Source organism: Arthrobacter sp. AD-310, assembly GCF_054656615.1.
Genome location: NZ_BAAHNO010000034.1, coordinates 1 through 26,018 on the forward strand (window position 1 = coordinate 1; position 26,018 = coordinate 26,018).

Here is a 26,018-nt window from a genome sequence, read left to right on the forward strand (position 1 = left end):
CGTCAGCCGGGCCGCACACACCGCGGCGCGCCGGGCCACGCGCAACATGCCGTCCGATGACCTTCGGCGGCACCAGGCGCGCGCCCTCACGGAGGCTGCGGCCAACGGATACGTGGCAGTGGCGGAAATGGGTGCACCGCACATCGGCGGCGCGGAGGACCTGCGCCTGGCGGCAGCCTGGGACGGCGGAGTTCCACAGGATGCTCCCTATCCCGAGGTCCTTCCGTACTGGGGTGAGCTGGCATCCTCGGAAGAGCACGCACGCGCCCTGGCAGGGCAATTCGGTTCCGGCCTGCGGGGCCTGGCGGGGGACCTGAACATTGACGGCTCGGTGGGATCACGGACCGCTGCCCTGCGGAGCGGCTACAGCGACGCTCCCGGCGAGCGGGGCGCCCTGTACCTCAGCGTCGAGGAGGCCGCGGGGCATCTGGCCGCCTGTTCCCTCGCCGGGATCCAGGGCGGCTTCCACATCATCGGCGACGCCGGCCTCGACGCAGCCTTGTCCGCGTTGGATCTCGCCGCGGCGGAGGTGGGGGAGCAGCGCGTCAAGGCAGCCGGGCACCGGTTCGAGCATGTGGAAATGATCGACGCCGGGGCCGTGGAACGACTCGCCCGGTATTCGGTGACAGTGAGTGCGCAGCCAGCGTTCGACGCCGCCTGGGGCGGCCCGGGTGGCCTGTACGAGCAGCGGCTCGGAGAGCGCAGCACCGCCATGAATCCCTTCGCCACGCTGTACGCAGCGGGTGTCCCTGTCTGCTTTGGCAGCGACAGCCCCGTGACCCCGCTTCGGCCGTGGTCCAGCGTTCGGGCCTGCCTCGAGCACCACAACGCCAATGAGCGGATCTCGGCCCGGGCAGCGTTCCTCGGCCACACCCGGGCGGGGTGGCGGGCAGCGAAGTACTCCAACCCCATGGCCGGGCAGCTTGTGCCCGGCGCGCCGGCCAGCTTCGCCGTGTGGGAGGTGGAGGAGCTGATGGTCCAGGTGGCTGACGGGCGCGTCCAGTCCTGGAGCACGGACCCCCGTGCCCGGACACCCCTGCTGCCGGCACTGGATACCGGGGCCGATCCGGTGTGCCTGCAGACGGTGCGGAACGGCGTCGAATTGTTCGCCAGTCCGGCACTGCGTTCCTGACCCTGCAGCCTGCCGCCCTATAATGGGTAGCTGTGCCTGCCTGCCGGCCGCTTGCCGGCCGCCGGGCCCACCGACCGCTCCTCCCAGGAAAGGCCCTTTGTGCGCGTCCTTACGATCATTCCCACCTACAACGAACTGGAATCGCTGCCCAAGACCCTCCAGCGGCTCAGGGCTGCCGTCCCGGCGTCGGACGTCCTGGTGGTGGATGACAACAGCCCTGACGGCACCGGCAAACTTGCCGACGACACCGCTGCCGCGGACTCCCAGGTCCATGTCCTGCACCGCAAGGGCAAGGAAGGCCTCGGAGCGGCCTACATCGCAGGTTTCAAATGGGGCCTCGAAGCCGGGTACGACGTGCTGGTCGAAATGGACGCGGACGGCTCCCACCAGCCCGAGCAGCTGCCCCAACTCCTTGAAGCAATCGACCAGGGTGCGGACCTGGCCATGGGCTCGCGCTGGGTGCCCGGCGGACGTGTCGTCAACTGGCCGCTCTACCGCCAGGCAATCTCCCGCGTAGGCAGCACCTACGCCCGCCTGATGCTGGGACTGAAGATCAAGGACGTCACCGGCGGTTACCGGGCCTTCCGCCGCACCACCCTGGAGAAGCTCAACCTGGACCAGGTGGACTCCGTGGGTTACGGCTTCCAAGTGGACCTTGCGTGGCGCGTGGCGCGCATGGGCCTGCGCATCGAGGAACGCCCCATCACATTCGTGGAGCGTGAACTTGGCGCCTCCAAGATGAGCGGCACCATTGTGGTCGAAGCCATGGTCAACGTGACCAAATGGGGGCTGCAGGCCCGGTGGAACACCCTGACCCGCAGGAAGGCCGGCAACTAGCCCGACCCGGTACGACAAAGGGGGCCGTTCCGCACATTCTGCGGAACGGCCCCCTTTTGCCTGGACGGCCGGGCGTCAGGCGGAGCGGCGCTCCCCGCGGCGCTCACGCAGGATATTCAGCCGGTCCTCAAGGATCTGCTCAAGTTCGGGCAGGGAACGGCGCTCCAGCAGCATGTCCCAGTGGGTACGGACTGCCTTGTCATTGCTGGTGTCGGGACGTTCACCGTCCACCAGGAGCGCTTCCTTGCCCGTCTTGGACACCCACACGGGGGGAATCTCCGCCTCGGAGGAGAAGGTGACAAAGACCTGCTCGCCATCCTCGCAACGGTACTCCACACGCTGGCGCGGAGCCGGCTCAACTCCGGACTCGGTCTCCATGCTCTGCGCACCAAGGCGCATACCCCGCAGGCTGCGATCGCTCATGATTTCTCCCTCTTATCGGTTCACGGGGCACAACCCCGCGCATGCCGGTGGCGACGAAGCCACCGCCGGACTACTGGTGCTTTGCGCCCATAGGATTCAACGCATCGCGAAGCTTGGTTGTTCCAGCGGACTGCTCCTGCCGGACAAATACCCAATTATACGGGCCTCATGCCGCACCGGCCAAAAAAGGGGAGGGGACCCGCAGGCGATGCGGATCCCCTCCCGTTGCCGGAAGTGGCAGGAACTACGGTTCGGACGGCTTGGCGGCCACCTCGTCGAAGAGGCCGGCGGCCGCCTCCGGATTGGTGCCGCCCAAAGCGTTGCCGATGCCCTTGAGGGCTTCGCCGACCTCGCTGGGAATGATCCACAGCTTGTTGGACGTCCCCTCGGCGAGCTTGGGCAGGGTCTGCAGGTACTGGTAGGCCAGCAGTTTCTGGTCGGGGTTGCCCCGGTGGATCGCGTCGAACACCTTCTGGATGGCCTGGGCCTCACCGTCGGCACGGAGGATCGCGGCTTTCGCGTCGCCTTCCGCAGCGAGGATGGAGGCCTGCCGCTTGCCTTCGGCGGTCAGGATGGCTGACTGCTTGGTTCCTTCGGCAGTCAGGATGGCTGCGCGGCGGTCACGCTCGGCGCGCATCTGCTTCTCCATCGAATCCTGGATCGAATGCGGCGGGTCGATGGCTTTGAGCTCCACCCTGGACACCCGGATACCCCAACGGCCCGTGGCCTCGTCCAGGACCCCCCGGAGCTGCCCGTTGATCTGGTCGCGGGAGGTCAGGGCCTCCTCCAGGTTCAGTCCGCCCACCACGTTCCGAAGTGTCGTGGTGGTGAGCTGCTCCACAGCCTGGATGTAGTTGGCGATCTCGTAGGTTGCGGCGCGGGGGTCGGTGACCTGGAAGTACACCACGGTGTCGATGGAGACCACCAGGTTGTCCTCGGTGATCACCGGTTGCGGCGGGAATGACACCACCTGCTCGCGAAGGTCAAGCAGCGGCAGGAGCCTGTCCACGAACGGGATAAGGATGGTCAGTCCCGGGTTCAGCGTGCGCTGGTACTTCCCGAGCCGTTCCACGACACCCGCCCGGGCCTGCGGGATGATCCGCACCGAACGCACCAGGACGATAATGACGAACACGATCAGGACAGCCAGCACAATGGCCAGGGCCGCTCCTCCTGCGCTTTCCATACAACTCCTTCTTCCCCAATTGATGTTGCTGTATCACGCCTGGCCCGTCACGGACGGGGGCGCGGAGACGACGGCTGTGGCGCCCTCGATGGCTGAGACCACGACCTTTTGCCCGGCGGAAAGGACTCCCGTCTCCGAGCGTGCGCTCCAGATGTCGCCGCCGATCTTCACCAGGCCGCCGTCGGCTGTGACGGCTTCCATGACAACCGCCTGTTCACCGATGAGCCGGTCGACATTCGTCCGCTGCTCGGCTGGACCCTTCTTCAGGTGGGACAGGGCCACCGGGCGGACAAAAGCGATCATCAGCAGGGACACGACGCAAAAGACAACGATCTGCAGCCAGCCGTCAGCTCCCGCGAAGTCGGCAGCAAGGGCGGCCAGCGCCCCGCCGCCGAGCATGATGAAAAACAGGTCAAGGGTGATCATCTCGACCACGGCAAACGCGAGGAAGGCTGTGAGCCACAGGGCCCACCAGTTCTCTCCCAACCATTCGAACACCGTTTCCCCCTTTGTTACGGGGGTCACGTCTGTGGACCCTCCAGCAACTGTATTTCCATCCTAGTCCGGGGGTGTGCCGTCCGGACCGGGGCAAGGAGGCGGGGCAGGGATAGTAGTCAAGTCGTTACGCGGGTGCGGTGTCCTTGGGACGGAACACCTGCACCCGGAATTTCGCTTCCGCCCGGACGGGCTCCGGGCGGCCGGCCAGCCGTTCAAGAATGACGTCGCGCGCCACGTGGTGTCCGGCCGGCCCCATAAAGGCCAGGTCAGCTGCCTCCTGGTGCGTCAGTGCCAGGGGGATGTCGACGTCGGTGCCTCCGGCGCCGTCAAAATGCCCGGACATGCCTTCGGCCAGGCGGGCGTCCTTGCCGTCCTCGATGGCCAGCATGCCTGTGATTGCAGCGATGCCTGCAAGGTGCCCCGGGCGGGGTGTGACCACAACGAGCCGCCCTCCGGGGCGCAGCACACGGGCAAACTCGGGGGCGTTGCGCGGGGCGAACACCACCGTGACAGCGTCAACGGAGTTGTCAGCCAAGGGCAGCCGCCGCCAGATGTCCCAGACGAGGTTGAGGGCTTCGGGGTTCAGCCGGGCTGCACGGCGCAGCGCGAATTTGGAGATGTCCATTCCCACCGCAGCCACAGGAATGTTGCCGGCGGCGGCGGTGTCGAGCAGATGCCGCAGGTAGTGGCCGGTTCCGGTGCCTGAGTCCAGCACCGCCGCGTGGGACGGGGACAGGCAAGGCACGACGGCGCCGGCCACCGCTTCGGCGAGCGGCAGGTAGTGCCCGCCGCTCAGGAAGTTGAAGCGGGATTCCACCATTGCAGCCGAATCAGCTTCGAACGGTGTGCCCTTGCCGACCAACAGATTGAAGTAGCCCTGCCGGGCCGCATCGAAGTGGTGCCGTGAGGCACACGCCAGCCGGTTGCCGCTCAGGATCAGCGGAGAAGGGCACAGCGGGCACAGCAGGGGAAGGTCGGATGCAGGGGGCATTGCACCATCTTAGGTGCGGAAGTACTGGCGGCGTTGGGACCGCGAGGCGCGACTGAATGTCAGCTCAGGCTGATCCCTGCGGGTCCGTCGTCGAACCCCAGGCCTTCCTGCGCCCTGCCGGTCCCTGCCTCGGCCCAGTGCGCGGCGTACTCGCTGTTGGTGCTCAACGACCTCAACTGGGCGCGGTCGACGTAGAGGATACCGTTGAGGTGGTCTGTCTCGTGCTGGACGATCCGGGCCTGCCAACCGGAAAATTCGCGCCGCGTTGCCGCTCCCGCAGGTGTTTCAAAGTCGAGGAGGACACGCTCGGGGCGGGCAACGACCGCCTGGAGGCCGTTCAGTGAGAGACAGCCTTCGTAGAAGGACGCGGTCCCGGCACCAATTGCCGTGTACCGCGGGTTGAGGACTGCGAGGAACTCCAGCGGGCTGCGGTGGCGGACCGCGGCAGCGTCCGGGTCGACGTCGTACTGGTCCTCGACAACGGCTATTTGAAGGGGGATGCCCAGCTGTGGCGCAGCCAGGCCAACTCCCGGCGCTTCGTGCATGACCTGGCGCATCAGCTCAACCAGCCGTGCGAGCTGGTCGTCCGGCAGTTGGCCGTCGTAGGGCGCCGCCTTCTGGCGCAGGGCGGGGTGGCCCGCCTGGACGATCGGCGGCAGAGTCCCGGCGGACAGGATGCGGTCCACCATGTCGCGGATCTGTTCTTGGTTCAGGACGGTGTCCGGCGCGGTTCGGGTCATGACGAAAGCCTACTGGCTGGTGTGGAGCCTTCCCGGGCTGGGCTACTGTCTACTGCATGGCTGTTACTTCCCACGCCGGCGGCTCGCCGCTGGACCTTGTGCTGGCGTTCCTTCGCCGAATGGAATCAGGCCGGGGAGCGGCGGCGATCAGACCCTGCCTCGCCGACGGGTTTGTGCTGGTGGAGGCTCCCCACCTGCTCGCTCCCGGAGGTGCCACCCGGACGCTCGACGACGTCCTGGCCGGAGCGGACCAGAGCTCACGGGTTGTGGGTGATCAGAAGTTCCTGGTACGGCGTACCACCTGTGAAGGCGGAAGGGTGGTGGAGGAAGCCGACTGGTCCGCCACCGCGCTGATGGACCTTCCGTACTGGGATACCGGTGAGACCATCCGGGCAAGGACCTCGTCGGTTTTCGAAGTCCGTGGCGGCAAAATCGTCAGCCAGGACAGTTACGACTGCTATATCCGCCCCTAGGAGCGCACCGGCTGCTACTGCATGGTGAAGCGCCTGGCCACCCAGCGGTTGACCGAAGGCACCGCCGCCGCGGCACCGATACCCGCGTTACGCAGTTGCAGCATGGGGGGCGGCAGCGGACGGCCCAGCAGCATGTTGATTTCCGCCTGGCGCCGCGCCAGTGACGCTGCCCGGCGGCGGTCTACCTCGAACTGCCGTAATTTGCGGTCCGCGGGACGCCCCTGCAGGGCATCGCAGAGAATCGGGACCAAGGCCTGCGCGTCCAGCCAGCCGAGGTTCATGCCCTGCCCGCCAATGGGGCTGATTTCGTGCGCGGCGTCCCCGATGAGGACGGTGCGCCCCGACACTGTGCGCCGTGCCTGGGATGAGCGGACGCTGAAGGCGCTGAGCATGGTGTTTGTTGCGGCGTCGGGCCGGATTCCCGTGCGGCCGTGCACGAGCCGGGCCAGGTCCTCCGGGTTCGCCGGCCCTGCGGGGGCGGCCAGGCGGACCACCCAGCGCCGGGTCCCGCCGGGAAGCGGGAAGGACTCCACGATGCCGTCCCGTTCCAGGAACAGGACCGCCATGTCCCCATGCAGGCCTGGATCCGCGAAGTCCCCCATCAGGTAGTGCTCGGCGTAGGTTTTTCTGTCCACAGCGATGCCCAGGGCGTCACGGAGCCGTGACCGGGAACCGTCGGCGCCCACAACCATGGAGGCCCTGACCGGCTCGGGCCGCGCCGCGCCCCCCGGCGCCGCTTGGACCGCAACAGCCAGGATGCCGCCGTCGTCCGTTACTCCGGTTGCTTCGACGCCGCGGACCAGGGCCCCGCCGTCGAGCTCGCGGACGCGTTTCTCCAGGATCTGTTCCGTCCGGAACTGGGGGAGGGCCAGCACGAAGGGGTAGGTGTCCGAAACCCCGTCGAACGACATCGTGCCCACGGTCCTGCCACGGCTGACCGCCATGCCCGTCCTGATCGGGACGCCGTCCCGCACCATGGCGGAGGCCGCGTGAACCGAGTCCAGCGCCGCCAGCGCCGGCGGATGGACGCCGATGGCGCGTGTGTGGCGGTCCCGGAGCCGCCGCCGTTCCAGGATGCGGACCCTGATGCCCCGCTGCAGCAATGACGCCGCCAGGTACAGTCCTACGGGGCCCGCACCGACGATCGCCACGTCCACATCCATGCCTTCAGTGCCGCCTGTACATCAGGACCTGGTGGAAGGCCGTGGTGCGCTGTACGGACCAGCCCGGGGGTGCAAACTCCTGCAGCTCGCCGGGTGTGTAGCTTCGCCGGATGGAGGTCAGCCCGTCGGCGCGGATGAATGAGCCCGGAAAGGGAAGGGCTGCCACGCTGAACAGTGTGAAAGCGACCGGGCTGCGGCGGAGGTCGTTGTGCAGGGCCTTCCCCGTGGCAAGGATTTCGGAATGCTTTAGCAGCTGCTGCAGGTCGTCTTCGCTGAGGTGGTGTAGGACGTGGTTTGAGATCACGATGTCATAGTTCCGGTCTTCTGCCACGAGGTCGGCACTGTGGGCCTGCCTGAAGGTAACCCCGCGCACCGGCGGGCGTTTCCGGGCAAAGGAGGTGGCACGGGGGTCCGGGTCGATGCCCGTGACCTCAAGGGTCAGTCCGTCGCGCAGGGCCCACCTCGCGAGCATGACGGCGAGATCACCGCCGCCTGAGCCGATGTCGAGCAGCGTGAGTGGCCTGGCTGCCAGCAGGGGCCGGATTTCGTGCCGGTAGAGCCGCCGCCAGCCGCTGATGGTCCTGTTGACCACGCCGAATTGCCGGTAGGTGTTGTCCAGCCGCCGGGGGTCGCAGTCCGGCAGGTCCATCAGTTCGACGGCGTCAGTGGCGCGGTCCCGCAGAAGTATCCCCACGCCGTCAGGAAACCGGCGCCTCTGCAGGTACCGGCTGGAGTTCTGCCCGTCCGGCATGCTGCTGTCCGGTATTGCCGGCGGGTGCCTGCCTCAGCTTGGTCATCAGGGCGGTCTCCACCGTGAGCCCGGGCCCGAACGCCATGGAGCAGATACGTCCGCTGCCGGCGCTGCCGTGCGTTTCCGGCGCGCTGTCCTGCTCGCCGCTGCCTTGTTCAAGGATGTGCTTGAGGACGAACAGCACCGTGGCGCTGCTCATGTTGCCGTAGTTCCGCAGCACTTCGCGGGCCGGAACGAGTTGGGCGCGGGTGAGGCCGAGGCGGGACTCGACCTTGTCCAGGATGCTCCGGCCGCCGGGATGGATGCCCCAGTGCTGGATGGACGCGTAGGGGAGTGCCGCCAGTTCCGGGTCGCGGTCCAGGAGTGGCTGCAACGCGCCGACGATGTGGTCGTCGATGATGTGCGGGACGTAGTTGCCCAGCACCATCTCGAACCCGTTGTCGCCGATGTTCCAGGCCATCGAGTCCTCACCGACGGGGGTGAGCACCGTTTCAAAGTGGTCAAGCTGCAGGAGCGCGTGTTCTTCGGACCCTGGCCGGGCGGTGACGACGGCAGCCGCGGCGCCGTCCGCGAAGAGTGCCGAGCCCATGATGGTGTCGGGGTCGTTGGAGGTGCGGACGTGCAGGGAGCAGAGTTCGGCGCAGACCACCAGGACAACGGCGTTGGGGTCGGCCTCGCAGAAGTGCTTGGCGGCGCGGAGCGCAGGGAAAGCCGCATAACAGCCCATGAAGCCGAGGTGGTAGCGCTGGACCGAGGGATCCAGGCCGAGTTCCCGCACGATTTTGTAGTCCGGCCCGGGGTTGAAGAAACCGGTGCAGGAGACGGTGACGAGATGAGTTATGTCAAGTAATTCCAGGTCCGGGCAGGCGGCAAGGGCAGCGCGGGCGGCGTCCACAAAGAGCTTTGTGGACTCGCGGGCGAAGATTTCATTGCGCACCTTCGTGCTGGGGTTCAGGAGAAGGCCTGAGGCGGGGTCGTAGAACTGCGGATTTTCGGTTCTGGATTCGTTGGTGAGTTCCTCGACGGCGGTGAACCGGGTGTCGATGGCGGCTGAGTCAAAGCAGGTGTTCACAAGCCTTGAACCCAGCCGCGTCAACCCGGGCTGCGCGGCGAAGACATCCCGGGCTTCCGCCTGGACCAGCATCGTTTTCGGAACTGCGGTTTCAAGGGATCTCACGTAGACCGTCATTGGTTCATTCTTAATGAGCCCCGGCATTAAGACAATGGCATTGCCGCCTGACCTGCGGATTCAGCGGCGCCCGGCGCCCCTTCCGGCCTCCGCAGCCAAAGCGCCGATAATCCACATTATGTCAAGTAGTACCCGCAACCGCTCCTGCAGGTGCGGCCGGCAGTATCCTCAGCTTTGCCGCCGCCCCTGCCGGGGCCGCTTCAGTGCGTCCCCGAAGCGCTCCCGGGCAGTCCGGGCGGACGTGCCCAGGGCGGCACCGATAACCTCCCACGAATCTCCCTTTGCCCGGGCGGCGCTGACGGCGGCATCCAGTTCGGCCTCGGCCTTCTCGGCCGCCACAAGGGCAGCCGAGATACGGCGGAGGTTGGGCGCGCGCCTGTCAACGGCAGGAGCAGGGCTGAGGCGAACGAGCGTGCCATGCACCCGCAACGGCGCGGCCAGGTGCTCGACGTGCAGGACGTAACCTTCCTCGGGCGCACGCTGGATATAGAGGGTGAGGACGGTCTTTCCCCCGCCGTCGTCAAAATCCACTTTCCCGTAGCTTTCACTCGGGCCAACAGGCCACGGGCGCGGCCTCAACCGCCCCATGGCTTCGTACCGTGCCGGCTCGTATACGACCTCTCCCACCCGGAAGTTGGGAGCTTGTCCTTCGCGGGAGCTCATGCCGGCCGCCCTCCTTCAGTCGGTTGCCCTATGCACTGGTCTTCAGCGTTCGCGCGCGGGAAGCGCCCTGTGCAGATATCAGTACAAGCTGTGGCGGGTTGAAACACACGAGTACTGTGTACTCGTTCTTCCCCGCCTCTCGGCAAAGGACCATACACGTGGTGAGGCAAACACGGCCTGGCCGCGTGGCAGCAGTCTTATGTCCGGCGCGTTCCGATGGAGGCGCCAACGACCGCGCCAAGGCCCAAGCCAAGAGCAGCACCGATCACAGGACTGTCAAAAACAGCGAGTCCGAGGGTGATACCGACAGCAGCGCCAACAAGGCAACAAATCCAGAGCGGCTTGTTCACGGGGCCTCCAATGCAGCACCCACAGCGGGAGCGGTCAGGGTCAGGCTACCTCCGCCTGCCCCCCCTCCCCCGCTGCCCGGGCAACCGACGGTGGAAAGGGGGGCATATTCTTCAGCCTTTGTACGCCTTTTCCAGTTCCGCGATGTCCAACTTCCGCATCCCAAGCATGGCCTGCATTGCCCGCTGCGAACCTTCAGGATCCGGACCTGCGATCAGGGACGGCAGCACGGAAGGGACAATTTGCCACGAGACGCCGTACCGGTCCCGCAGCCAACCGCACATGCTCTCGGTACCGCCGTCTGTGAGGGCCGCCCAGTAGCGGTCAACTGCGGCCTGGTCCTCGCAGTCCACAACAAAGGACACCGCTTCAGTGAAACTGGAGGTGCGCGCCCCGTTCAAAGCGGTGAAGGAACGGCCTTCCAGTTCGAAGTCAACCGCGATCGCTTCCCCCGCCGTCCCGGGACCACCCTCGCCGAACCGGGAGATGTTTACGATCTTCGAATCATCAAAGACGCCGGTGTAAAAAGTTGCCGCTTCTTCCGCCTGGTTCTCGAACCAGAGGCAGGTTCCAATGTGACGTGGCATTTTGTACTCCTTCCCGGCTTGAGCCTAGTGCGGATCGCGGCTCCCGTGAACGGGGGGCTAGGCTCGAAACCATGAGTCTTTTGAACGCAAAGCGGCCCAGGTCATCGGCTGCCTCGCTGGTGGCGGCCGCACTAACTGACGTCGTGCTGATTCTCGTGTTTGCCGCGGTGGGACGGGACGCCCACCAGCGCGGGGACGTCATTGCCGGTGTCTTGCTCACGGCCTGGCCATTTTTGGCCGGCGCGGCGATCGGCTGGCTCGTCACCCGGGCATGGCGGGACCCGCTTTCGCTCCGCCCGGCCGGCCTGGGCGTCTGGCTCGGGAGCCTGGCAGGCGGCATGCTGCTGCGTGCCGCCACCGGCCAGACCGTGGTCCTGCCCTTCATCATCGTGGCCCTGTTGAGCCTCGGCGTACTCCTGCTCGGCTACCGGCTGCTGCTCGCCATTGCCCGACGCCGCCGCTCCTGACAGCTGCGCGCGGCGCGGCCGGCGAGGGCCGGCGTCGGACGTTGATGTACTAGGCTGGCAGCACTGAAAAGCCTGCCCGGCACCGCCGCGGCGCAACAGATCCGGAAGGGTTCAACGTGATCACCGCATTCGTTCTGATCAAGACTGACGCTTCGCGCATCCCGGAGACTGCCGAGGAGATTTCCGCGATCGACGGGATCAGCGAGGTGTATTCCGTGACCGGCGAATGGGATTTGATAGCCGTGGCCCGGGTCCACCGCCACGAAGACCTGGCCGATGTGATCGCCGACAGGCTGTCCAAGGTTCCCGCGGTGGTCCACACCACCACGCACATCGCATTCCGCGCCTACTCCCAGCACGACCTGGACGCGGCATTCTCGCTGGGATTCGAGCAGTAAAGCCCTAGGAGCTGGTGAGGGAAACCCACTTCTCGAGCACGGCAGCGGCGGCGCCGGAATCAATCGATTCCGCCGCACGGCCATAGGCGGCCTTCATCCGCTCAAGGAACGGCCCCTCGGCGTAACGGTCAAAAGCGACCAGGCCGGCAGCCGCATTCAGCAGCACAGCATCCCGGGCGGGTCCCACCTTGCCAGCCAGGACTTCACGGACAACCGCCGCATTGGCCTGCGCGTCTCCCCCACGAAGCTGGTCCACGGTCGCCAGGCTGATTCCCAGATCGCGGGGAGAAAAGGTCATCTCCTCCACCGCACCGTCACGGATCTCCCACACGGTCGACGGGCCGGTGGTTGTCAGTTCATCGAGGCCGTCGTTGCCCCGGAACACAAGTCCCCTGCTCCCCCGCTTGGCCAGGACCCCGGCAACGAGCGGGGCCATCCGGGCGTTGGCAACACCGACGGCGGATGCCTGCACCTGCGCGGGGTTGGTCAGGGGCCCGAGGAAGTTGAAGGCTGTGGGTATTGCCAGCTCCCGCCTGGGAACGGCGGTGTGCCGGAATGAGGGATGGAAGACCTGCGCGAAGCAGAACGTGATGCCCGCTTCTTCGGCGTTACGGGCTACCTGGGCGATGCTGAGGTCCAGGCGCACCCCGAGCGCTTCCAGCACGTCAGCAGAACCCGACGACGACGACGCTGCCCGGTTGCCGTGCTTCACCACCTTCGCTCCGGCACCGGCCGCCACCAGGGCAGCCATCGTGGAAATATTGACGGTGTTAAGTTGGTCACCACCGGTGCCGACGATGTCGAGCTTCTCACCGGAGATTTCGACCGGGTTGGCATGCGCCAGCATGGCGTCAACAAGCCCCGACAGTTCGTCTACCGTCTCACCCTTGGCACTCAGTGCCACCAGGAAACCGGCAATCTGGGCAGGTGTGGCCTCGCCCGACATGATGGTGTCCATCGCCCAGGAAGTGTTCTCCGCAGTGAGATTCCTGCCGTTGATCAATGCCGAAATCAGCCGGGGCCAGGTGTTGGCGGATGCTGCGGAAGCCTGTGAAGTCACCTCCTGATGCTATCCACCGATGGCGGACGCTGACCAATGTGAACCGGCCCGGGCACTTTTCCGGGCGATTTCGCGTCTTTGTAGAAAAAGTCCTCCGAAAAGGCGGTTTGCGTTGGGCAGCACGGACTTTTGCAGACATAATGTCTATGTGACATCTGCGACCCATGCCCCCAGTACCCCGGCGCACCCCACGCTGAACCGCCCGAATATGGTTTCCGTTGGAACCGTTGTGTGGCTGTCCAGCGAGTTGATGTTCTTCGCCGGTCTCTTCGCCATGTACTTCACCCTGCGCTCCACCAGTGCACAGATGTGGGCGGACGAGACAGCCAAGCTCAACTTCCCCTTTGCGCTCGTTAACACGATCGTCCTCGTGGCAAGCTCCTTCACTTGCCAGATGGGCGTCTTCGCCGCCGAACGGCTCCAGCCGCGCCGGACCGGGGGTGCGTTCCAGTTCTCCCGCTGGGGAATGAACGAATGGTTCACCCTGACGTTCCTCATGGGCGCGTTCTTCGTCGCCGGCCAGGCCACCGAGTACGCCATGCTCGTTTCCGAGCACGTTTCGCTCTCATCCAACGCCTACGGCTCTGCCTTCTACATGACCACCGGCTTCCACGGCCTCCACGTCATTGGCGGCCTGGTTGCGTTCCTGCTCATCATGGGCCGGTCTTTCGCCGCGAAGAAGTTCGGGCACTTTGAGGCAACGTCCGCGATTGTCACGTCTTACTACTGGCACTTCGTTGACGTCGTCTGGATCGGCCTCTTCCTGGTCATCTACGTACTCAAGTAGCCAGCTTTGATTCTTTTTCTACAAGAGGCAGAATTTCAGGTAGCGGCTCCCGGAGCCGGCGCAGGAACGACTAAAGGAACCACCACGTGAAGGCACTCTCACAAAAGCGGCGTCACCCACTTGCAGCAATAGCGCTGCTCCTGATGGGGCTCCTCCTCACGGGTGGGCTGTACGCCGTTGCCACCACCGTCAACGAGGCCAAGGCCTCCACCACCAGCTACAGCGCAAATGACGTTGAGGAGGGCGGCAAGCTCTTCGACGCGAACTGCGCCACCTGCCACGGTTTTGGTGCGAGCGGAACGCAGGACGGTCCTTCCCTGGTGGGTGTCGGCGCCGCAGCAGTGGACTTCCAGGTTGGCACCGGCCGCATGCCGATGCAGATGAACGGCCCGCAGGCACTCAAGAAGCCTGCCCAGTTCAACGACGAACAGACCCAGCAGCTTTCAGCCTATGTCGCCTCCCTGGGAGCCGGCCCGGCAATTCCTGAAGAGCACCTGCTCGATGAGGGCGGCGACGCCGCAGAGGGCGGCGAACTCTTCCGCACCAACTGCGCCATGTGCCACAACGCTGCCGCTGCCGGTGGCGCCCTGACCCGTGGCAAGTTCGCTCCTGCGCTGGCCGACGTTTCCGGCAAGCACATCTACGAGGCAATGGCGACGGGCCCGCAGAACATGCCGGTCTTCAGTGACTCCAACATCACCCCCGAGGGCAAGCGCGACATCATCACCTTCCTGAAGCAGATCGAAACCACAGGGTCCCCCGGCGGCGCCGACCTCGGATCCCTCGGCCCTGTTGCTGAAGGCCTGTTCGTTTGGGTCGCCGGCCTGGGCGTGATCATCGCGTTCACCATCTGGCTCACGTCCCGTACGTCCTAAGGGACGCCGGAACGCCGCAAGAATTACTGCTGCACCAACAGCAGGTTGATATTAGAAACTAACCCGGCAACCGCCGGGACGAGAGAAGGATGAGGCGAATTATGGGCAACCATAGTGACGGCAGTCCGAACCACTCGGGCACCGTAGCTACGGCTGGTCAGAATGAGGTGGAGAAGTTCCAGGACCCTGGAATTCCTCCGCACCGTTTGCGCCTGGCTGACACGGACCCGAAGGCCGCAAAGCGGGCAGAACGGCAGGTCGCCTTACTGTTTGGCACTTCTGTTGTTGGCACCCTGATCTTCCTGGTGGCGTACTTCGCCATCGATCTGGGCGTTGACGACTCCACCATCGAAATCATCCGGCTGCAGAACATGCTGCTTGGTCTCGGCACCGCGTTCGCGATGCTGGGTATCGGTACCGGCATCGTCCACTGGGCCAAAGCCCTGATGCCCGACCATGAGGTCTCCGAGGAACGCCACGCGATCCGCTACGAGGAAGACCGCAAGGCAGCCGTCCGCATTGTCGATGACATCGTCGAGGAGACCGGCATCAAGCGCCGCCCGCTGATCCGCAACACCCTGCTGGGCGCTGTGGCACTGGCCCCGCTGCCCGCCGTCGCCATCTTCGGCGATCTCGGCCCGCGCCCAGACAACAAGCTGGCGCACACCATGTGGGCACCGCAGGACGGCAAGCTCAAGCGCCTTGCCCGTGACCCTGACGGTACCCCCATCAAGGCCTCTGATGTCACCATCGGCTCGGCGTTCCACGTCATCCCCGAAGGCCTGAACGAACTCCACGAGGGCAAGCTCAACGAAAAGGCCAAGGCCGTTGTGCTCCTCATGCGCCTGGATCCTGCATCACTCAACCCTTCCGAGGGACGCGAGGAGTGGGGCTACAACGGCATCGTTGCCTACTCCAAGATCTGCACCCACGTTGGCTGCCCCGTTGCTCTTTACGAGCAGCAGACGCACCACCTGCTGTGCCCGTGCCACCAGTCCACCTTCGACCTCACGCAGGAGTGCAAGGTGATCTTCGGCCCCGCCAGCCGGCCTCTCCCCCAGCTGCCCATCGCAGTTGATGACGAGGGCTACCTGGTCGCCACCAGCGACTTCAAAGAACCCGTAGGACCAAGTTACTGGGAGCGTGATATGCATGAGCGCAGCATCAACAGCTGAGCCGGCTTTCGTCGCCAAAACCAAGACCGGTCGGTTTACCGACTTCGTCGATTCACGTGTTGGCGGTTCCGGAATCCTTCGGGAGTTCGGCCGCAAGGTATTCCCGGACCACTGGTCCTTCATGTTCGGCGAGGTGGCGCTGTACTCCTTCGTCATCCTGCTGCTCTCGGGTACCTTCCTGACCTTCTTCTTCGATCCGTCCATGGCGGAAACGCACTACGAGGGGTCCTACGTCCCGCTCAAGGGCGTCGAGATGTCGGTCGCTTACAACTCCTCCCTGAACATCTCGTTCGATGTCCGCGGCGGTCTGTTCATGCGCCAGGTCCACCACTGGGCGGCTCTGCTGTTCGTGGCCTCCATTGCCGTGCACATGCTCCGCGTGTTCTTTACCGGCGCGTTCCGCCGGCCCCGTGAAATGAACTGGGTCGTCGGCGGTGTGCTGCTCATCCTGGCCATGGCGGCTGGCTTCACCGGCTACTCGCTCCCCGATGACCTGCTGTCCGGCAACGGCCTGCGCATCATCGACGGCGTTATCAAGTCCATCCCGGTGATCGGCACGTACATCTCGTTCTTCCTCTTCGGCGGCGAGTTCCCGGGCACGGCCGTTATCGGCCGCCTCTACATGCTCCACATCCTGCTGGTTCCGGCCCTCATCCTGCTGATGATCGTCCTGCACCTGTTCATGGTTGTCGTGCACAAGCACACCCAGTACCCCGGCCCGGGCCGTAACGACAACAACGTTGTCGGTTACCCCCTCGGCCCGGTGTATGCCGCAAAGGCCGGTGGATTCTTCTTCATCGTCTTCGGTGTCCTGGCCCTGATGGCAGGCTTCTTCACGATCAACCCGATCTGGAACTACGGCCCGTACGACCCCTCACCCGTCTCCGCAGGCACCCAGCCCGACTGGTACATCGGCTTTGTTGACGGTGCACTCCGCCTGATGCCGGGTACGTTCGGCGACTGGCAGGTTGAGCAGGTCTGGTTCGGCCAGGTCTTCACCTTCAACGTCCTGCTGCCCGCCCTTGTCCCGGCCGGCATCCTGTTCACCGTGATGTTCATGTACCCGTGGATCGAGCGGTGGATCACCAAGGACGACCGTGAGCACCACGTCCTGGACCGCCCGCGCAACGCCCCGACCCGCACCGCCATCGGCATGGCAGGCTTCGTCTGGTACTGCGTCATGTGGGCAGCTGCAGGCTCCGACCTCATCGCGACGCACTTCGGTGTCTCGCTGAACGACGTCACCTACTGGCTGCGCGCCCTCTTCTTCATCGGCCCGATCATCGCCTTCGTCGTGACCAAGCGTGTGGCCCTGGCCCTTCAGCGCAAGGACCGCGAAATCGCACTGCACGGCCGCGAAACCGGACGTATCGTGCGCCTCCCGCACGGTGAGTTCATCGAGGTCCACGCACCGCTGGATGAGTACAAGCGCTACAAGCTGGTTGGCTTCGAGTCCCCGCAGGTTCTGCCTGCCGTCCCGAACGAGCACGGCGTTGTGACCCGCAAGGAGAAGCGCCGCGCGTTCCTCTCCAAGTGGTTCTTCGAAGACCGCGTTGCCCCGGCAACGCCCGCAGAGCTGGAAGCCGCCCACGGCCACGGCCACGCGGCTGTCGAAGCTCCCGAAGAAGCAAAGAGCCTTTCCCACTAGGCTCGACGTTCCATGCACATGAGGCCCGGTCCAACAGGACCGGGCCTCATTGCTGCTTAAGTTGCGGCAGGACGCAGCATCGGTAACGAAGCGCCGTCCGTCGCAGCGCCGCAACGCCCGCCTAGTGGTTGCGGGCCCTCCGGGCCCCGGGCCGCTGGAGGGGTACCCAGAGCTTGTACCGGTCAGCCCGGTAATAGGAGACGGAGTAGTCCACCATGGCACGGGCCACGAAGGCATGCCGCTGGATTTTCAGCAGGGGCGACCCGACCTCCACGTTGAGGAGCCTCGCAGTGGATGGTGAGGCGGCGGTGGCCTCGATCATGTCCTCGCCCCACTCCATCACGAGGCCAAACTGCTCGCTGAGCACGTTGTAGAGCGAGGTGGGTGGCTCGCCGTCAAGGAGCCCCGGCACCCGGTGGGCCGGAATGAAGTTCTCGTCCACGCTCATGGGCTCCCCATCCGCCAGGAGCAGCCTGCGGAACCGCACGAGCGGGGTACCCTCGTCCAGCTGCAGCTCCCGTGCCAGGAAGGCGCTGGCACCGATCTGCTCGAAGCTGAGCACTTTGGCTGCCGGAACCATGCCGCGCCGCTGCATCTCTTCGCTGTAGGACGTCAGTTTCACCTGAAGGTCCAGCTTGGGCCGCCGGACGAAGGTGCCCAAGCCCACCACCCGCTCGATCACTTCCTCACCTACCAGCGCGTCGATCGCCTGCCGGACAGTCATCCGGGCGAGCCCGAACCGTTCGGCAAGGTCCCGTTCGGACGGAAGCGCACTGCCGGGGCGGCACGACTCGGCGATGTAGGTACGGAGGATTTCCCGCAACTGGATATAGATGGCAACGCCGCTGGAGCGGTCGATGTCGCCTTTGATTCCGTTCGCCCCGGCCGCCATGGATCCCTCTCCTGCCGTTTATGTCACCACCAATTTTAGGGCAGGTCTAGACCAGCTGCGCACGCCGGGGGGACGTTTGGCGGGCCGAGTTCCTCGGCGGCTATATTTGGTCTGGAAATTTTTTATCGACGGATGGGGGCCGTCATGACGAAGGAGTCCCCTTTGCCAACACAAAAGGCCGTGGTTACGGCATCCGTCGGGCTGCATGCGCGCCCGGCGGCTGCTTTTGTCCGGGCAGTGACCGACACCGGGCTTCCCGTGACGATAGCCAAGACCGGCATCGTTGGTGTGGACGCCCGTTCGCTGCTGCAGGTCATGACGGCAGATTTCCACCACGGCTGCGAGGTCGAGCTGGAGATCAGCGACGCTGCCGTGGGAGCCGATATAAGCCGCGAACACGCTGAGGAGGCACTGGCAGGCCTGGCGGAACTCCTGCAGTCGCAGGGCGGCGCCTGAGCTTCTTTCCGGGCCTCTCAGCCGAAGGATTCGACCCCTGCGGCCCGCAGAAGTTGTGCATGGCACTTTGAAACCACATAACGACGTCGGGCCCCACCTGAAGGTGGGGCCCGACGTCGTTATTCGTGTAGGTGCCTAGTGGGCGTGGTCGCCCCGGCTGTACTCATATACCCAGCCGATGAGGGCTACCAGTGCCAGGCCTGCGGCGATGAACAGGATCCACCAGCCGACGGCCAGGCCGAGGAAACCGCCTGCGCACGCAAGGCCGAGAACCAGGGGCCACCAGCTCCAGGGGCTGAAGTGCCCCTGCTCGCCGGCGCCTTCGTGGATTTCGGCGTCACTGCGGTCCTCGGGGCGGAGCCCAACGCGCTTGCCGGTGTATCCGAGGTAGCCGCCGATCATGCCGGCGAGGCCGCCGACCAGCAGGATGCCCAGGATTCCGACCCATTCGCCCCAGTTGGTCAGGAAGCCGTAAACCAGGGCTACGGGGACGAAGAAGAAGACGCCGGAGCCAAAGATCCAGGATTCGATTTTCACTGTGCGGTGTCCTTCTGGTCAGCGTTACCCAGCGCCTGCGCTGCGGGAGCGGGTGACTCAACGGTGTGGACCTGGCGGAGTTCCGGGTGGTGCAGGTCCAGGGCGGGACGCTCCGAACGGATCCGGGGCAGGGACGTGAAGTTGTGGCGCGGCGGCGGGCAGGACGTTGCCCACTCGAGCGAGGCGCCGAAGCCCCACGGGTCGTCCACCTGCACCTTTTCGGCGCTGCGCCAGGTGATGTACACGTTCCAGAAGAACGGGATCAGGGAAGCACCCAGGACGAAGGACGCCACGGTGGAGAACTGGTTCATCCAGGTGAAGTTGTCCTCCACGAGGTAGTCGGCGTAGCGGCGGGGCATGCCTTCAACCCCGAGCCAGTGCTGGATGAGGAACGTGCCGTGGAAGCCGAGGAACAGGAGCCAGAAATGGATCTTGCCCAGGCGCTCGTTGAGCATCTTCCCGGTCCACTTGGGCCACCAGAAGTAGAAGCCCGCGAACATCGCGAACACCACCGTGCCGAACACCACGTAGTGGAAGTGCGCCACCACGAAGTAGGAGTCGGAGACGTGGAAGTCCAGCGGCGGGGAAGCCAGGATGATGCCGGTCAGGCCGCCGAAGAGGAAGGTGATGAGGAACCCGATGCTCCACAGCATGGGCGTCTCGAACGTCAGCGAGCCGCGCCACATGGTGCCGATCCAGTTGAAGAACTTCACGCCGGTGGGCACTGCGATGAGCATGGTCATGAAGGCGAAGAACGGCAGCAGCACCGATCCGGTGACGTACATGTGGTGCGCCCACACGGTCACGGACAGCGCGGCGATGGCGATCGTCGCGTACACCAGGCCCTTGTAACCGAAGATCGGCTTGCGGCTGAAGACCGGGAAGATCTCCGAGACGATGCCGAAGAACGGCAGCGCGATGATGTACACCTCGGGGTGGCCGAAGAACCAGAACAGGTGCTGCCACAGGACGGCACCGCCGTTCTCCGGGTCGAAGATGTGGGCACCGAAGCGGCGGTCGGCGCCGAGCGCGAACAGTGCAGCTGCCAGCGGCGGGAACGCCATCAGGACCAGGATGGCCGTGACGAGGGTGTTCCAGGTGAAGATGGGCATCCGCCACATGGTCATGCCCGGGGCGCGCATGCAGATGATGGTGGTGATGAAGTTGACCGCACCCAGGATGGTGCCAAAGCCGGACAGCGCCAGGCCAAAGACCCACAGGTCGCCACCGATGCCGGGGCTGAAGGTGGTGTTGGACAGCGGCGCGTACGCGAACCAGCCGAAGGACGCGGCACCCTGCGGGGTGATGAAGCCCGAAACGGCGATGGTGGAACCGAACAGGAAGAACCAGAATGCCAGCGCGTTCAGGCGCGGGAAGGCGACGTCGGGGGCGCCGATCTGCAGCGGCATGATGACGTTGGCGAACCCGGCGAACAGCGGGGTGGCGAACATCAGCAGCATGACGGTGCCGTGCATGGTGAACAGCTGGTTGTACTGTTCCTTGGTCTGCAGGATCTGCATGCCCGGCTCAAAGAGTTCGGCGCGGATCAGCAGCGCCATGACGCCGCCCAGGCAGAAGAACACGAAGGACGCGATCAGGTACATGTACCCGATGGTCTTGTGGTCGGTGGAGGTGATCCAGTTGACGACGATGCGCCCCTTGGATTTGGGAACCACGGGAGCGGTCAGCGCTCCGGTGGGTGCGGATTGAGTGTACGTAGCCACGTCGCTCCCCTTACTTAATTTCGTTCAGGTTCGGGTTGCGGTCGTACTCCACACCGAGGAGGCCAGTGTTGCCCGCTGCCTTCAGGTCGTCCATGTGTGCCTGGAATTCAGCTTCGGACACCACCTTGACGCGGAACAGCATTTCGGAGTGGTACTCGCCGCAAAGTTCGGCGCACTTGCCGTCAAAGGTGCCCTCTTTAGTGGGGGTAAACCGGATGTAGTTGGTCTTGCCCGGGATCATGTCGCGCTTCTGCAGGAAGGCGGGTACCCAGAAGGAGTGGATGACGTCGCGTGCGTTGAGTTCCAGGTCCACGGACTTGTTCACCGGCAGGTAAAGGGTGGGGAGCTTTTCCTTGTCGATGGTGTTTCCGGTGAGGTGTGCCTGGACGCCGGCCTCGTGCACGTCTTCTTCGATGACGTCGCCGGCCTTGTAGTTGAAGTCCCATGCCCACTGCTTGCCGCGGACGTCAACAACGACGTCGGCGGGCTGGGAGCGGTCATCAATGGCCTGCTGGTCGCGGTCCGTGAAGTAGAAGAACACGACAACCATGAACAGCGGGATCGTCAGGTAGAAGACTTCGAGGGGAAGGTTGAAGCTGGTCTGCCGCGGGAACCCGACGGTGCCCTTGCGGCGGCGGTAGGCCACCAGGCACCAGACGATCAGGCCCCAGGTAATGATGCCCACAACAAGGGCGGCAATCCATGAGTTGACCCAGAGGTCCATGATGCGGTCGGTGTTGCTGGTGGTGCCGCGTTCAGTGGGCAGCCACCCCTTCTCTACCTCTGGCGAACATCCGGTCAAAACCAACGCGCCGGCAATAGCCAAGCCAGTGATCGTTGTGATCGTTTTGCGTCGGCTGCCGGTTCGGTTCTGCGAACTCACAGACGGCCCTTCCTACTTGTTGCTGTTGTCCGGGCAGCCATCGGCGGCCCCGGGCACACTAAAAGTTTTACTACTCGGTGTAGAGCTTACCGCTCCGCCGGGCGTTTCGCCCACATGTCGGCGCCGTGCCCCCCGGCCAATATATGTGGCAGGGGACACGGCGCAGGCATCGGGCGAAATAACCGGCCTAGTGGAAGGAATCTCCACAGGCGCAGGAGCCACCGGCGTTGGGGTTGTCGATGGTGAAGCCCTGCTTGGAAATGGTGTCCTCAAAGTCGATGCTGGCTCCGCTCAGGTACGGAACGCTCATCTTGTCCACCACGACCTCCACGCCGTCGAAGTCGCGGACGGCGTCGCCGTCGAGCAACCGCTCGTCGAAGTAGAGCTGGTAGATCAGGCCGGAGCAGCCGCCGGGCTGCACGGCAACCCGAAGGCGCAGGTCGGTGCGGCCTTCCTGTTCGAGAAGGCTGCGGACCTTGCCGGCGGCGACGTCGGTCAGGTTGACCTCGTGGACCGGCAGTTCGCCGGTGTCGCTGGTGGTTTCGGTGCTGTTCTCATTGGTTGCGGTGCTCATTGGCCTACCTTCTTGGGACGGGTCCTGGCGGCGCCGCTCTCACGGTGCCTGCCCCTACGGATTGGGTATGGGCTATAGCTACATGCTACGTCGGACAGCCCTGTAGCTCTAACTCCTTCCGTAACCATGGACAGTTGCGGATTGTTCCCCGGACCCCCGGTTTCAGGCTGATTGGCCTGCCAGCCCTTCCCGGTTGAGGCGCGCCAGCATCAACGCTTCGGCCAGGATGGCCTTGCGGAAGTCGCCCAGGTGCAGGGACTCGTTGGCGCTGTGGGCGCGGGAATCGGGATCCTCCACGCCGGTGACCAGGATCTGCACCTCCGGATACAGCTCCATCAGGTCGGCGATGAAGGGGATGGAGCCGCCGATTCCGGTCTCCACCGCCGGAACGCCCCATGCCTGTCCCAGGGCCCACATGGCTACGGTGGCAGCCGCTGATGACGTGTCGGTCCGGAACGGGTCGCCGCTCTCCCCCGGCGTGAAGACGACCTGGGCGCCGAAGGGGGCGTTGGCCTCCACGTGGCCGCGGACTGCGGCCATGACTTCCTCCGGGTCCTGGCCGGGGGCAAGCCGCAGGCTGAACTTGGCACGGGCGCTGGGAATAAGCGTGTTGGAGGCGACGTCGACGCCCGGTGCATCAAACCCGATGATGGAAAGCGCCGGCTTTGTCCAGAGCCGCGATGCGATGCTCCCCGTCCCGGCCAGGCGCACGCCATCGAGTACGGAGGCGTCGGCACGGTAGTCCGCCTCCGGAATGTCCACGGCGGTGTGGTCCGTGGCGACCAGTCCCGGGATGGCGACGTTGCCGTCGTCGTCATGCAACGTGGCGATGAGCCGCGACAGGAGTGTGGGCGCATCGAGGACCGGACCGCCGTACATACCCGAGTGCACCGCATGCTCGAGGACGCGGACCTCGATGGTGCCGTCGACGAGCCCGCGCAGGCTGGTGGTGAGGGCCGGAACGCCCACCTTCCAGTTGCTCGAGTCCGCAACGACAATGACATCCGCCCGGAGCAGTTCCCGGTTCGCTTCCAGGAAAGGGCGGAAGGTGGGCGAGCCGGCTTCTTCCTCGCCTTCGATGAAGAAAGTCACGCCCAGGCCCAAAGCACCGCCCAGGACCTCCGAGACGGCGGCGTAGGCTGCCACATGGGCCATGATGCCGGCCTTGTCGTCGGCGGCTCCGCGGCCATACAGCCGGCCGTCCTTTTCCACGGCCTCGAAGGGGCTGGTCTCCCACAGCGTTTCGTCCCCGGCGGGCTGCACGTCGTGGTGCGCGTACAGCAGGATGGTGGGTTTGCCGGCAGCAGCGGGGCGCCGGGCCACGACGGCGGGGCCTCCCGGGGTGCCGTCCGGCTTGTTGCAGGCGAGGACCTGCACCTCGCCCAGGCCGGCCGCGCGGAGCAGGTCCTCGACGGCGGCGGCGCTGCGGTCAAGCGGGGACCGGTCGAAACTGGGCCAGGCGATGCCCGGGATGGCTACAAGTTCCTTGAGCTTGGCCAGGGTGTTGTCGAAGGAGCGGTCTACGGACGCGCGGAGGTCTTCCGTCCAGTCCTGGCCGGCCGGGTCCGGCGTTGCCGAACCGCTCGGGTGGGACGGAGGTGCCGTCGGTGATGAAGTCATGGCGAAAACATTACCCCCGTCACATCTTCCCCCCGGGGAAGTGTCAGGGCGAAGTGCCCGGGCGGGGAACGGCCCGCAGCGGCGTGCAAGGGTATTCTGTTTTGGTGTTCGGACGTAAAAAGGAAGCGCCCTCGGCGCAGGAAATAGTAGACCAGCAGGCGGCAGACGCGGCGGCGCGGGCAACCGGCGTGGGCAAGGGCGCACCAACCCCCACCCGCAAGGCCCAGGAGGCAGCGCGGAAGCGTCCGCTGGTGCCGGAGGACCGCAAGGCGTCCAAGGCCGCGGAGCGCCAGGCCATCCAGGACCAGCGCCAGAAGATGCGCCAGGCGCTGGATACCGGCGACGAAAGGTTCCTGCCGCTGCGCGACAAGGGCCCCCAGAAGCGGTTCGCCCGGGATTACGTTGACGCCCGCTTCAGCCTCGGCGAGTACCTGATGTTCGGCGCGCTGGTCTTTGTCCTGGTGTCGCTGGTTGTACCGGCCTCCAGCGACATGATGATCTACGTCCTGGGCGGGTTCTGGGTCATGTTCCTGGCCGTGTTCATCGACGTGTTCGTCTTGTCCCGCAAACTACGGAAGCGGCTCGCAGAGAAGTTCGGAGAGGTGGAGCGCGGTACCGTCTGGTACGGCTCCATGCGGTCGCTTCAATTCCGGAAGCTGCGGCTGCCCAAGCCCCAGGTCAAGCGCGGCCAGTACCCTGCCTGACCCCCAACTCCTGCAAGGACTGAACCCCCGGCGGACTGCCCGCCGGGGTTCAGTTCTTTAAGGGCTGCAAGTCCTTAAGGGCTGCAGGGCTTAGGCAGCCCGGCGGTTCCTGGCCAGCTGCCTGTTGATCCGGGCCGCCCAGAACGGACCCTCGTAGAGGAACGCCGTGTAGCCCTGGACAAGGGTGGCCCCGGCGTCGAGCCGGTCCTGGACGTCCTGGGCTGTTTCCACGCCGCCCACCGCGACCAGGGTGAGTGCGCCGCCCGTGGCGTCCCTCAGCCGCCGCAGCACTTCCAGGGACCTCTTTTTCAAGGGTGCGCCGGAGAGGCCGCCGGCCCCGTACCGTTCCACCTGGTCTGCCGGCGACGCCAGTCCGGTCCTGGCGATGGTGGTATTCGTGGCGATGATGCCGTCCAGCTTCAGGTCCAGCGCGAGGCGGGCGACGTCGTCGATGTCCTCGTCGCTGAGGTCCGGCGCAATCTTGACCAGCAGGGGAACGTGCCTGCCGGCGGCGCGGTCCGCCTCCTCCCCCACGGCGGTCAGCAGCGGCCGGAGTGTTTCAACGTCCTGCAGCAGACGCAGGCCGGGGGTGTTCGGCGAACTGACGTTGACCACCAGGTAGTCGGCGGCGGGCGCAAGGCTGCGTGCACTGATGAGGTAGTCGTCGACGGCATCGGCGAGCTCCACCACTTTGGTCTTGCCGATGTTGACGCCGATGACGGGACGCACGCCCGGGTATGCCCGGATGAGGGCAGCCCGCGCGGCCTTCAACCGTGGAGCGACGGCGGCAGCGCCGTCGTTGTTGAAACCCATGCGGTTGATGACAGCGCGGTCCTCGATTAGCCGGAAGAGCCGGGGCTTGTCGTTGCCGGGCTGCGCCTGGCCGGTGATGGTTCCCACTTCCACGTGGCCGAAGCCGAGTTCGGTCAGGGCTTCGATCCCGTGGCCTTCCTTGTCGAATCCCGCGGCCAGCCCGAACGGTGAGGGGAAAGTGACGCCGAACGCAGTGGTCTGGAGGGACGGCGCGGGTGCGGCAAGTTTCCGCAGGATTTTCCCGGCACCGGTGCTGTGCGCGAGCCTGATGCCCTTGAATCCGATCTTGTGGGCGCGCTCGGCGTCCATCCATGAAAAGGCAAGCCTGAAGAAAGTGGGGTAAACGCGCATGACTCCAGTCTTCCGTCTCCTGCTGCCAGGACCAAAATGGACTTTCATGCTGCTCCGCGGGATTAGCATGAAC

Annotated in this window: 29 protein-coding genes; 11 read left to right on the forward strand and 18 right to left on the reverse strand. The window is 65.3% G+C overall.

The genetic code is table 11. The features are described 5' to 3' along the window. Together ACYQ1Z_RS18085 and ACYQ1Z_RS18090 are read left to right on the forward strand one after the other, a co-directional pair. Nucleotides 1-1,132: amidohydrolase family protein (locus tag ACYQ1Z_RS18085; RefSeq protein ID WP_459793932.1), on the forward strand; the 1,132-nt coding region annotated here is incomplete at its 5' end. 99 nt (nucleotides 1,133-1,231) lie between these two features. Further along, on the forward strand, nucleotides 1,232-1,969 hold the full coding sequence (locus ACYQ1Z_RS18090) for a polyprenol monophosphomannose synthase (protein WP_459793933.1): 738 nt from the start codon (nucleotides 1,232-1,234) through the stop codon (nucleotides 1,967-1,969). A 75-nt stretch (nucleotides 1,970-2,044) separates the two neighbouring features. Here the strand turns inward: ACYQ1Z_RS18090 and ACYQ1Z_RS18095 are convergent, their stop codons facing one another. The 5 genes from ACYQ1Z_RS18095 to ACYQ1Z_RS18115 all read right to left on the reverse strand — a co-directional run bounded on the left by ACYQ1Z_RS18095 (nucleotide 2,045) and on the right by ACYQ1Z_RS18115 (nucleotide 5,807). Then, nucleotides 2,045-2,392, reverse strand: coding sequence for an RNA polymerase-binding protein RbpA (locus ACYQ1Z_RS18095; protein WP_459793934.1), 348 nt, complete (start codon nucleotides 2,390-2,392; stop codon nucleotides 2,045-2,047). Between the two features lie 244 nt (nucleotides 2,393-2,636). After that, a complete protein-coding gene (locus ACYQ1Z_RS18100; protein WP_459793935.1) occupies nucleotides 2,637-3,578 on the reverse strand; it encodes an SPFH domain-containing protein in 942 nt (313 codons plus the stop codon). A gap of 33 nt (nucleotides 3,579-3,611) precedes the next feature. Continuing rightward, nucleotides 3,612-4,076 carry an NfeD family protein gene (locus ACYQ1Z_RS18105; protein WP_459794035.1) on the reverse strand — a complete coding sequence of 155 codons (465 nt, stop codon included), beginning with the start codon at nucleotides 4,074-4,076 and terminating at the stop codon, nucleotides 3,612-3,614. Nucleotides 4,077-4,200: 124 nt separating this feature from the next. Continuing rightward, nucleotides 4,201-5,067 carry a putative RNA methyltransferase gene (locus ACYQ1Z_RS18110; protein ID WP_459793936.1) on the reverse strand — a complete coding sequence of 289 codons (867 nt, stop codon included), beginning with the start codon at nucleotides 5,065-5,067 and terminating at the stop codon, nucleotides 4,201-4,203. A gap of 59 nt (nucleotides 5,068-5,126) precedes the next feature. Then, nucleotides 5,127-5,807, reverse strand: coding sequence for a peptide deformylase (locus tag ACYQ1Z_RS18115; protein WP_459793937.1), 681 nt, complete (start codon nucleotides 5,805-5,807; stop codon nucleotides 5,127-5,129). A 56-nt stretch (nucleotides 5,808-5,863) separates the two neighbouring features. Here ACYQ1Z_RS18115 and ACYQ1Z_RS18120 point away from each other — a divergent pair, with 56 nt between their 5' ends. After that, on the forward strand, nucleotides 5,864-6,280 hold the full coding sequence (locus tag ACYQ1Z_RS18120; protein WP_459793938.1) for a nuclear transport factor 2 family protein: 417 nt from the start codon (nucleotides 5,864-5,866) through the stop codon (nucleotides 6,278-6,280). A 14-nt stretch (nucleotides 6,281-6,294) separates the two neighbouring features. Here ACYQ1Z_RS18120 and ACYQ1Z_RS18125 read toward each other — a convergent pair whose 3' ends face one another. From ACYQ1Z_RS18125 to ACYQ1Z_RS18145, 5 genes are all read right to left on the reverse strand, one after another. After that, nucleotides 6,295-7,443 (reverse strand): FAD-dependent oxidoreductase, encoded by a 1,149-nt coding sequence (locus ACYQ1Z_RS18125; protein WP_459793939.1) that lies wholly within the window; start codon nucleotides 7,441-7,443, stop codon nucleotides 6,295-6,297. A 4-nt stretch (nucleotides 7,444-7,447) separates the two neighbouring features. After that, on the reverse strand, nucleotides 7,448-8,194 hold the full coding sequence (locus tag ACYQ1Z_RS18130; RefSeq protein WP_459793940.1) for a class I SAM-dependent methyltransferase: 747 nt from the start codon (nucleotides 8,192-8,194) through the stop codon (nucleotides 7,448-7,450). After that, complete coding sequence (locus ACYQ1Z_RS18135; RefSeq protein WP_459793941.1) at nucleotides 8,142-9,383, reverse strand: type III polyketide synthase; 1,242 nt, start codon at nucleotides 9,381-9,383, stop codon at nucleotides 8,142-8,144. The genes ACYQ1Z_RS18130 and ACYQ1Z_RS18135 overlap by 53 nt, the downstream gene beginning before the upstream one ends. A gap of 168 nt (nucleotides 9,384-9,551) precedes the next feature. Further along, nucleotides 9,552-10,046 (reverse strand): hypothetical protein, encoded by a 495-nt coding sequence (locus ACYQ1Z_RS18140; protein ID WP_459793942.1) that lies wholly within the window; start codon nucleotides 10,044-10,046, stop codon nucleotides 9,552-9,554. Between the two features lie 461 nt (nucleotides 10,047-10,507). Then, nucleotides 10,508-10,981, reverse strand: a complete 474-nt coding sequence (locus ACYQ1Z_RS18145; protein WP_459793943.1) for a VOC family protein — start codon at nucleotides 10,979-10,981, stop codon at nucleotides 10,508-10,510. 71 nt (nucleotides 10,982-11,052) lie between these two features. Between ACYQ1Z_RS18145 and ACYQ1Z_RS18150 the strand changes: the two genes are divergently transcribed. After that, on the forward strand, nucleotides 11,053-11,448 hold the full coding sequence (locus ACYQ1Z_RS18150; RefSeq protein WP_459793944.1) for a DUF3054 domain-containing protein: 396 nt from the start codon (nucleotides 11,053-11,055) through the stop codon (nucleotides 11,446-11,448). 116 nt (nucleotides 11,449-11,564) lie between these two features. Then, nucleotides 11,565-11,846, forward strand: a complete 282-nt coding sequence (locus ACYQ1Z_RS18155) for an Lrp/AsnC family transcriptional regulator (RefSeq protein ID WP_459793945.1) — start codon at nucleotides 11,565-11,567, stop codon at nucleotides 11,844-11,846. Between the two features lie 4 nt (nucleotides 11,847-11,850). Here the strand turns inward: ACYQ1Z_RS18155 and trpD are convergent, their stop codons facing one another. Then, nucleotides 11,851-12,906, reverse strand: a complete 1,056-nt coding sequence (trpD, locus tag ACYQ1Z_RS18160) for an anthranilate phosphoribosyltransferase (protein WP_459793946.1) — start codon at nucleotides 12,904-12,906, stop codon at nucleotides 11,851-11,853. 148 nt (nucleotides 12,907-13,054) lie between these two features. Here trpD and ctaE point away from each other — a divergent pair, with 148 nt between their 5' ends. The 4 genes from ctaE to qcrB all read left to right on the forward strand — a co-directional run bounded on the left by ctaE (nucleotide 13,055) and on the right by qcrB (nucleotide 17,391). Next, nucleotides 13,055-13,693 (forward strand): aa3-type cytochrome oxidase subunit III, encoded by a 639-nt coding sequence (ctaE, locus tag ACYQ1Z_RS18165; protein WP_459793947.1) that lies wholly within the window; start codon nucleotides 13,055-13,057, stop codon nucleotides 13,691-13,693. Nucleotides 13,694-13,779: 86 nt separating this feature from the next. After that, a complete protein-coding gene (qcrC, locus tag ACYQ1Z_RS18170) occupies nucleotides 13,780-14,568 on the forward strand; it encodes a cytochrome bc1 complex diheme cytochrome c subunit (protein ID WP_459793948.1) in 789 nt (262 codons plus the stop codon). A 101-nt stretch (nucleotides 14,569-14,669) separates the two neighbouring features. Next, nucleotides 14,670-15,743 (forward strand): cytochrome bc1 complex Rieske iron-sulfur subunit, encoded by a 1,074-nt coding sequence (gene qcrA, locus ACYQ1Z_RS18175; protein ID WP_459793949.1) that lies wholly within the window; start codon nucleotides 14,670-14,672, stop codon nucleotides 15,741-15,743. After that, nucleotides 15,721-17,391, forward strand: coding sequence for a cytochrome bc1 complex cytochrome b subunit (gene qcrB / locus ACYQ1Z_RS18180; RefSeq protein WP_459793950.1), 1,671 nt, complete (start codon nucleotides 15,721-15,723; stop codon nucleotides 17,389-17,391). The genes qcrA and qcrB overlap by 23 nt, the downstream gene beginning before the upstream one ends. A 121-nt stretch (nucleotides 17,392-17,512) precedes the next feature. On the opposite strand, the gene ACYQ1Z_RS18185 is transcribed toward qcrB, so the two are convergent. After that, a complete protein-coding gene (locus ACYQ1Z_RS18185) occupies nucleotides 17,513-18,283 on the reverse strand; it encodes a GntR family transcriptional regulator (protein ID WP_459793951.1) in 771 nt (256 codons plus the stop codon). A 162-nt stretch (nucleotides 18,284-18,445) separates the two neighbouring features. Between ACYQ1Z_RS18185 and ACYQ1Z_RS18190 the strand changes: the two genes are divergently transcribed. Next, a complete protein-coding gene (locus tag ACYQ1Z_RS18190) occupies nucleotides 18,446-18,739 on the forward strand; it encodes an HPr family phosphocarrier protein (RefSeq protein ID WP_459793952.1) in 294 nt (97 codons plus the stop codon). A gap of 135 nt (nucleotides 18,740-18,874) precedes the next feature. Here ACYQ1Z_RS18190 and ACYQ1Z_RS18195 read toward each other — a convergent pair whose 3' ends face one another. From ACYQ1Z_RS18195 to ACYQ1Z_RS18215, 5 genes are all read right to left on the reverse strand, one after another. After that, entirely contained in the window at nucleotides 18,875-19,276 is a 402-nt protein-coding gene (locus ACYQ1Z_RS18195; RefSeq protein WP_459793953.1) for a cytochrome c oxidase subunit 4, read from the reverse strand. Next, entirely contained in the window at nucleotides 19,273-21,000 is a 1,728-nt protein-coding gene (gene ctaD, locus ACYQ1Z_RS18200) for an aa3-type cytochrome oxidase subunit I (protein WP_459793954.1), read from the reverse strand. Before ctaD ends, ACYQ1Z_RS18195 begins: the two co-directional genes overlap by 4 nt. Before the next feature lie 10 nt (nucleotides 21,001-21,010). After that, the gene (gene ctaC / locus ACYQ1Z_RS18205; protein ID WP_459793955.1) at nucleotides 21,011-21,883 is read right to left on the reverse strand and encodes an aa3-type cytochrome oxidase subunit II; all 873 of its coding nucleotides are present in this window, start codon (nucleotides 21,881-21,883) and stop codon (nucleotides 21,011-21,013) included. A gap of 187 nt (nucleotides 21,884-22,070) precedes the next feature. After that, a complete protein-coding gene (locus ACYQ1Z_RS18210; protein ID WP_459793956.1) occupies nucleotides 22,071-22,457 on the reverse strand; it encodes a HesB/IscA family protein in 387 nt (128 codons plus the stop codon). 162 nt (nucleotides 22,458-22,619) lie between these two features. Beyond that, nucleotides 22,620-24,077 (reverse strand): M20/M25/M40 family metallo-hydrolase, encoded by a 1,458-nt coding sequence (locus tag ACYQ1Z_RS18215; protein WP_459793957.1) that lies wholly within the window; start codon nucleotides 24,075-24,077, stop codon nucleotides 22,620-22,622. Between the two features lie 104 nt (nucleotides 24,078-24,181). Between ACYQ1Z_RS18215 and ACYQ1Z_RS18220 the strand changes: the two genes are divergently transcribed. Beyond that, nucleotides 24,182-24,781: a DUF3043 domain-containing protein gene (locus tag ACYQ1Z_RS18220; protein WP_459793958.1), complete on the forward strand. Its 600-nt coding sequence runs from the start codon at nucleotides 24,182-24,184 to the stop codon at nucleotides 24,779-24,781. Nucleotides 24,782-24,871: 90 nt separating this feature from the next. Here the strand turns inward: ACYQ1Z_RS18220 and ACYQ1Z_RS18225 are convergent, their stop codons facing one another. Further along, complete coding sequence (locus ACYQ1Z_RS18225) at nucleotides 24,872-25,945, reverse strand: quinone-dependent dihydroorotate dehydrogenase (protein WP_459793959.1); 1,074 nt, start codon at nucleotides 25,943-25,945, stop codon at nucleotides 24,872-24,874. Nucleotides 25,946-26,018: the final 73 nt, after the last annotated feature.

Bases quoted from the DNA above. Each gene is read 5' to 3' on its own strand.
- ACYQ1Z_RS18110 (WP_459793936.1), bottom strand. From the start codon at position 5,067: ATGCCCCCTGCATCCGACCTTCCCCTGCTGTGCCCGCTGTGCCCTTCT.
- ACYQ1Z_RS18150 (WP_459793944.1), top strand. From the start codon at position 11,053: ATGAGTCTTTTGAACGCAAAGCGGCCCAGGTCATCGGCTGCCTCGCTG.
- ACYQ1Z_RS18185 (WP_459793951.1), bottom strand. From the start codon at position 18,283: ATGGCGGCCGGGGCGAACGGAATCAAAGGCGACATCGACCGCTCCAGC.
- ACYQ1Z_RS18215 (WP_459793957.1), bottom strand. From the start codon at position 24,077: ATGACTTCATCACCGACGGCACCTCCGTCCCACCCGAGCGGTTCGGCA.
- ACYQ1Z_RS18140 (WP_459793942.1), bottom strand. From the start codon at position 10,046: ATGAGCTCCCGCGAAGGACAAGCTCCCAACTTCCGGGTGGGAGAGGTC.
- qcrB (WP_459793950.1), top strand. From the start codon at position 15,721: ATGAGCGCAGCATCAACAGCTGAGCCGGCTTTCGTCGCCAAAACCAAG.
- ACYQ1Z_RS18125 (WP_459793939.1), bottom strand. From the start codon at position 7,443: ATGGATGTGGACGTGGCGATCGTCGGTGCGGGCCCCGTAGGACTGTAC.
- qcrA (WP_459793949.1), top strand. From the start codon at position 14,670: ATGGGCAACCATAGTGACGGCAGTCCGAACCACTCGGGCACCGTAGCT.
- ACYQ1Z_RS18145 (WP_459793943.1), bottom strand. From the start codon at position 10,981: ATGCCACGTCACATTGGAACCTGCCTCTGGTTCGAGAACCAGGCGGAA.
- ACYQ1Z_RS18095 (WP_459793934.1), bottom strand. From the start codon at position 2,392: ATGAGCGATCGCAGCCTGCGGGGTATGCGCCTTGGTGCGCAGAGCATG.
- ACYQ1Z_RS18210 (WP_459793956.1), bottom strand. From the start codon at position 22,457: ATGAGCACCGCAACCAATGAGAACAGCACCGAAACCACCAGCGACACC.
- ACYQ1Z_RS18130 (WP_459793940.1), bottom strand. From the start codon at position 8,194: ATGCCGGACGGGCAGAACTCCAGCCGGTACCTGCAGAGGCGCCGGTTT.
- ACYQ1Z_RS18115 (WP_459793937.1), bottom strand. From the start codon at position 5,807: ATGACCCGAACCGCGCCGGACACCGTCCTGAACCAAGAACAGATCCGC.
- ACYQ1Z_RS18135 (WP_459793941.1), bottom strand. From the start codon at position 9,383: ATGACGGTCTACGTGAGATCCCTTGAAACCGCAGTTCCGAAAACGATG.
- ACYQ1Z_RS18120 (WP_459793938.1), top strand. From the start codon at position 5,864: ATGGCTGTTACTTCCCACGCCGGCGGCTCGCCGCTGGACCTTGTGCTG.
- ACYQ1Z_RS18225 (WP_459793959.1), bottom strand. From the start codon at position 25,945: ATGCGCGTTTACCCCACTTTCTTCAGGCTTGCCTTTTCATGGATGGAC.
- ACYQ1Z_RS18100 (WP_459793935.1), bottom strand. From the start codon at position 3,578: ATGGAAAGCGCAGGAGGAGCGGCCCTGGCCATTGTGCTGGCTGTCCTG.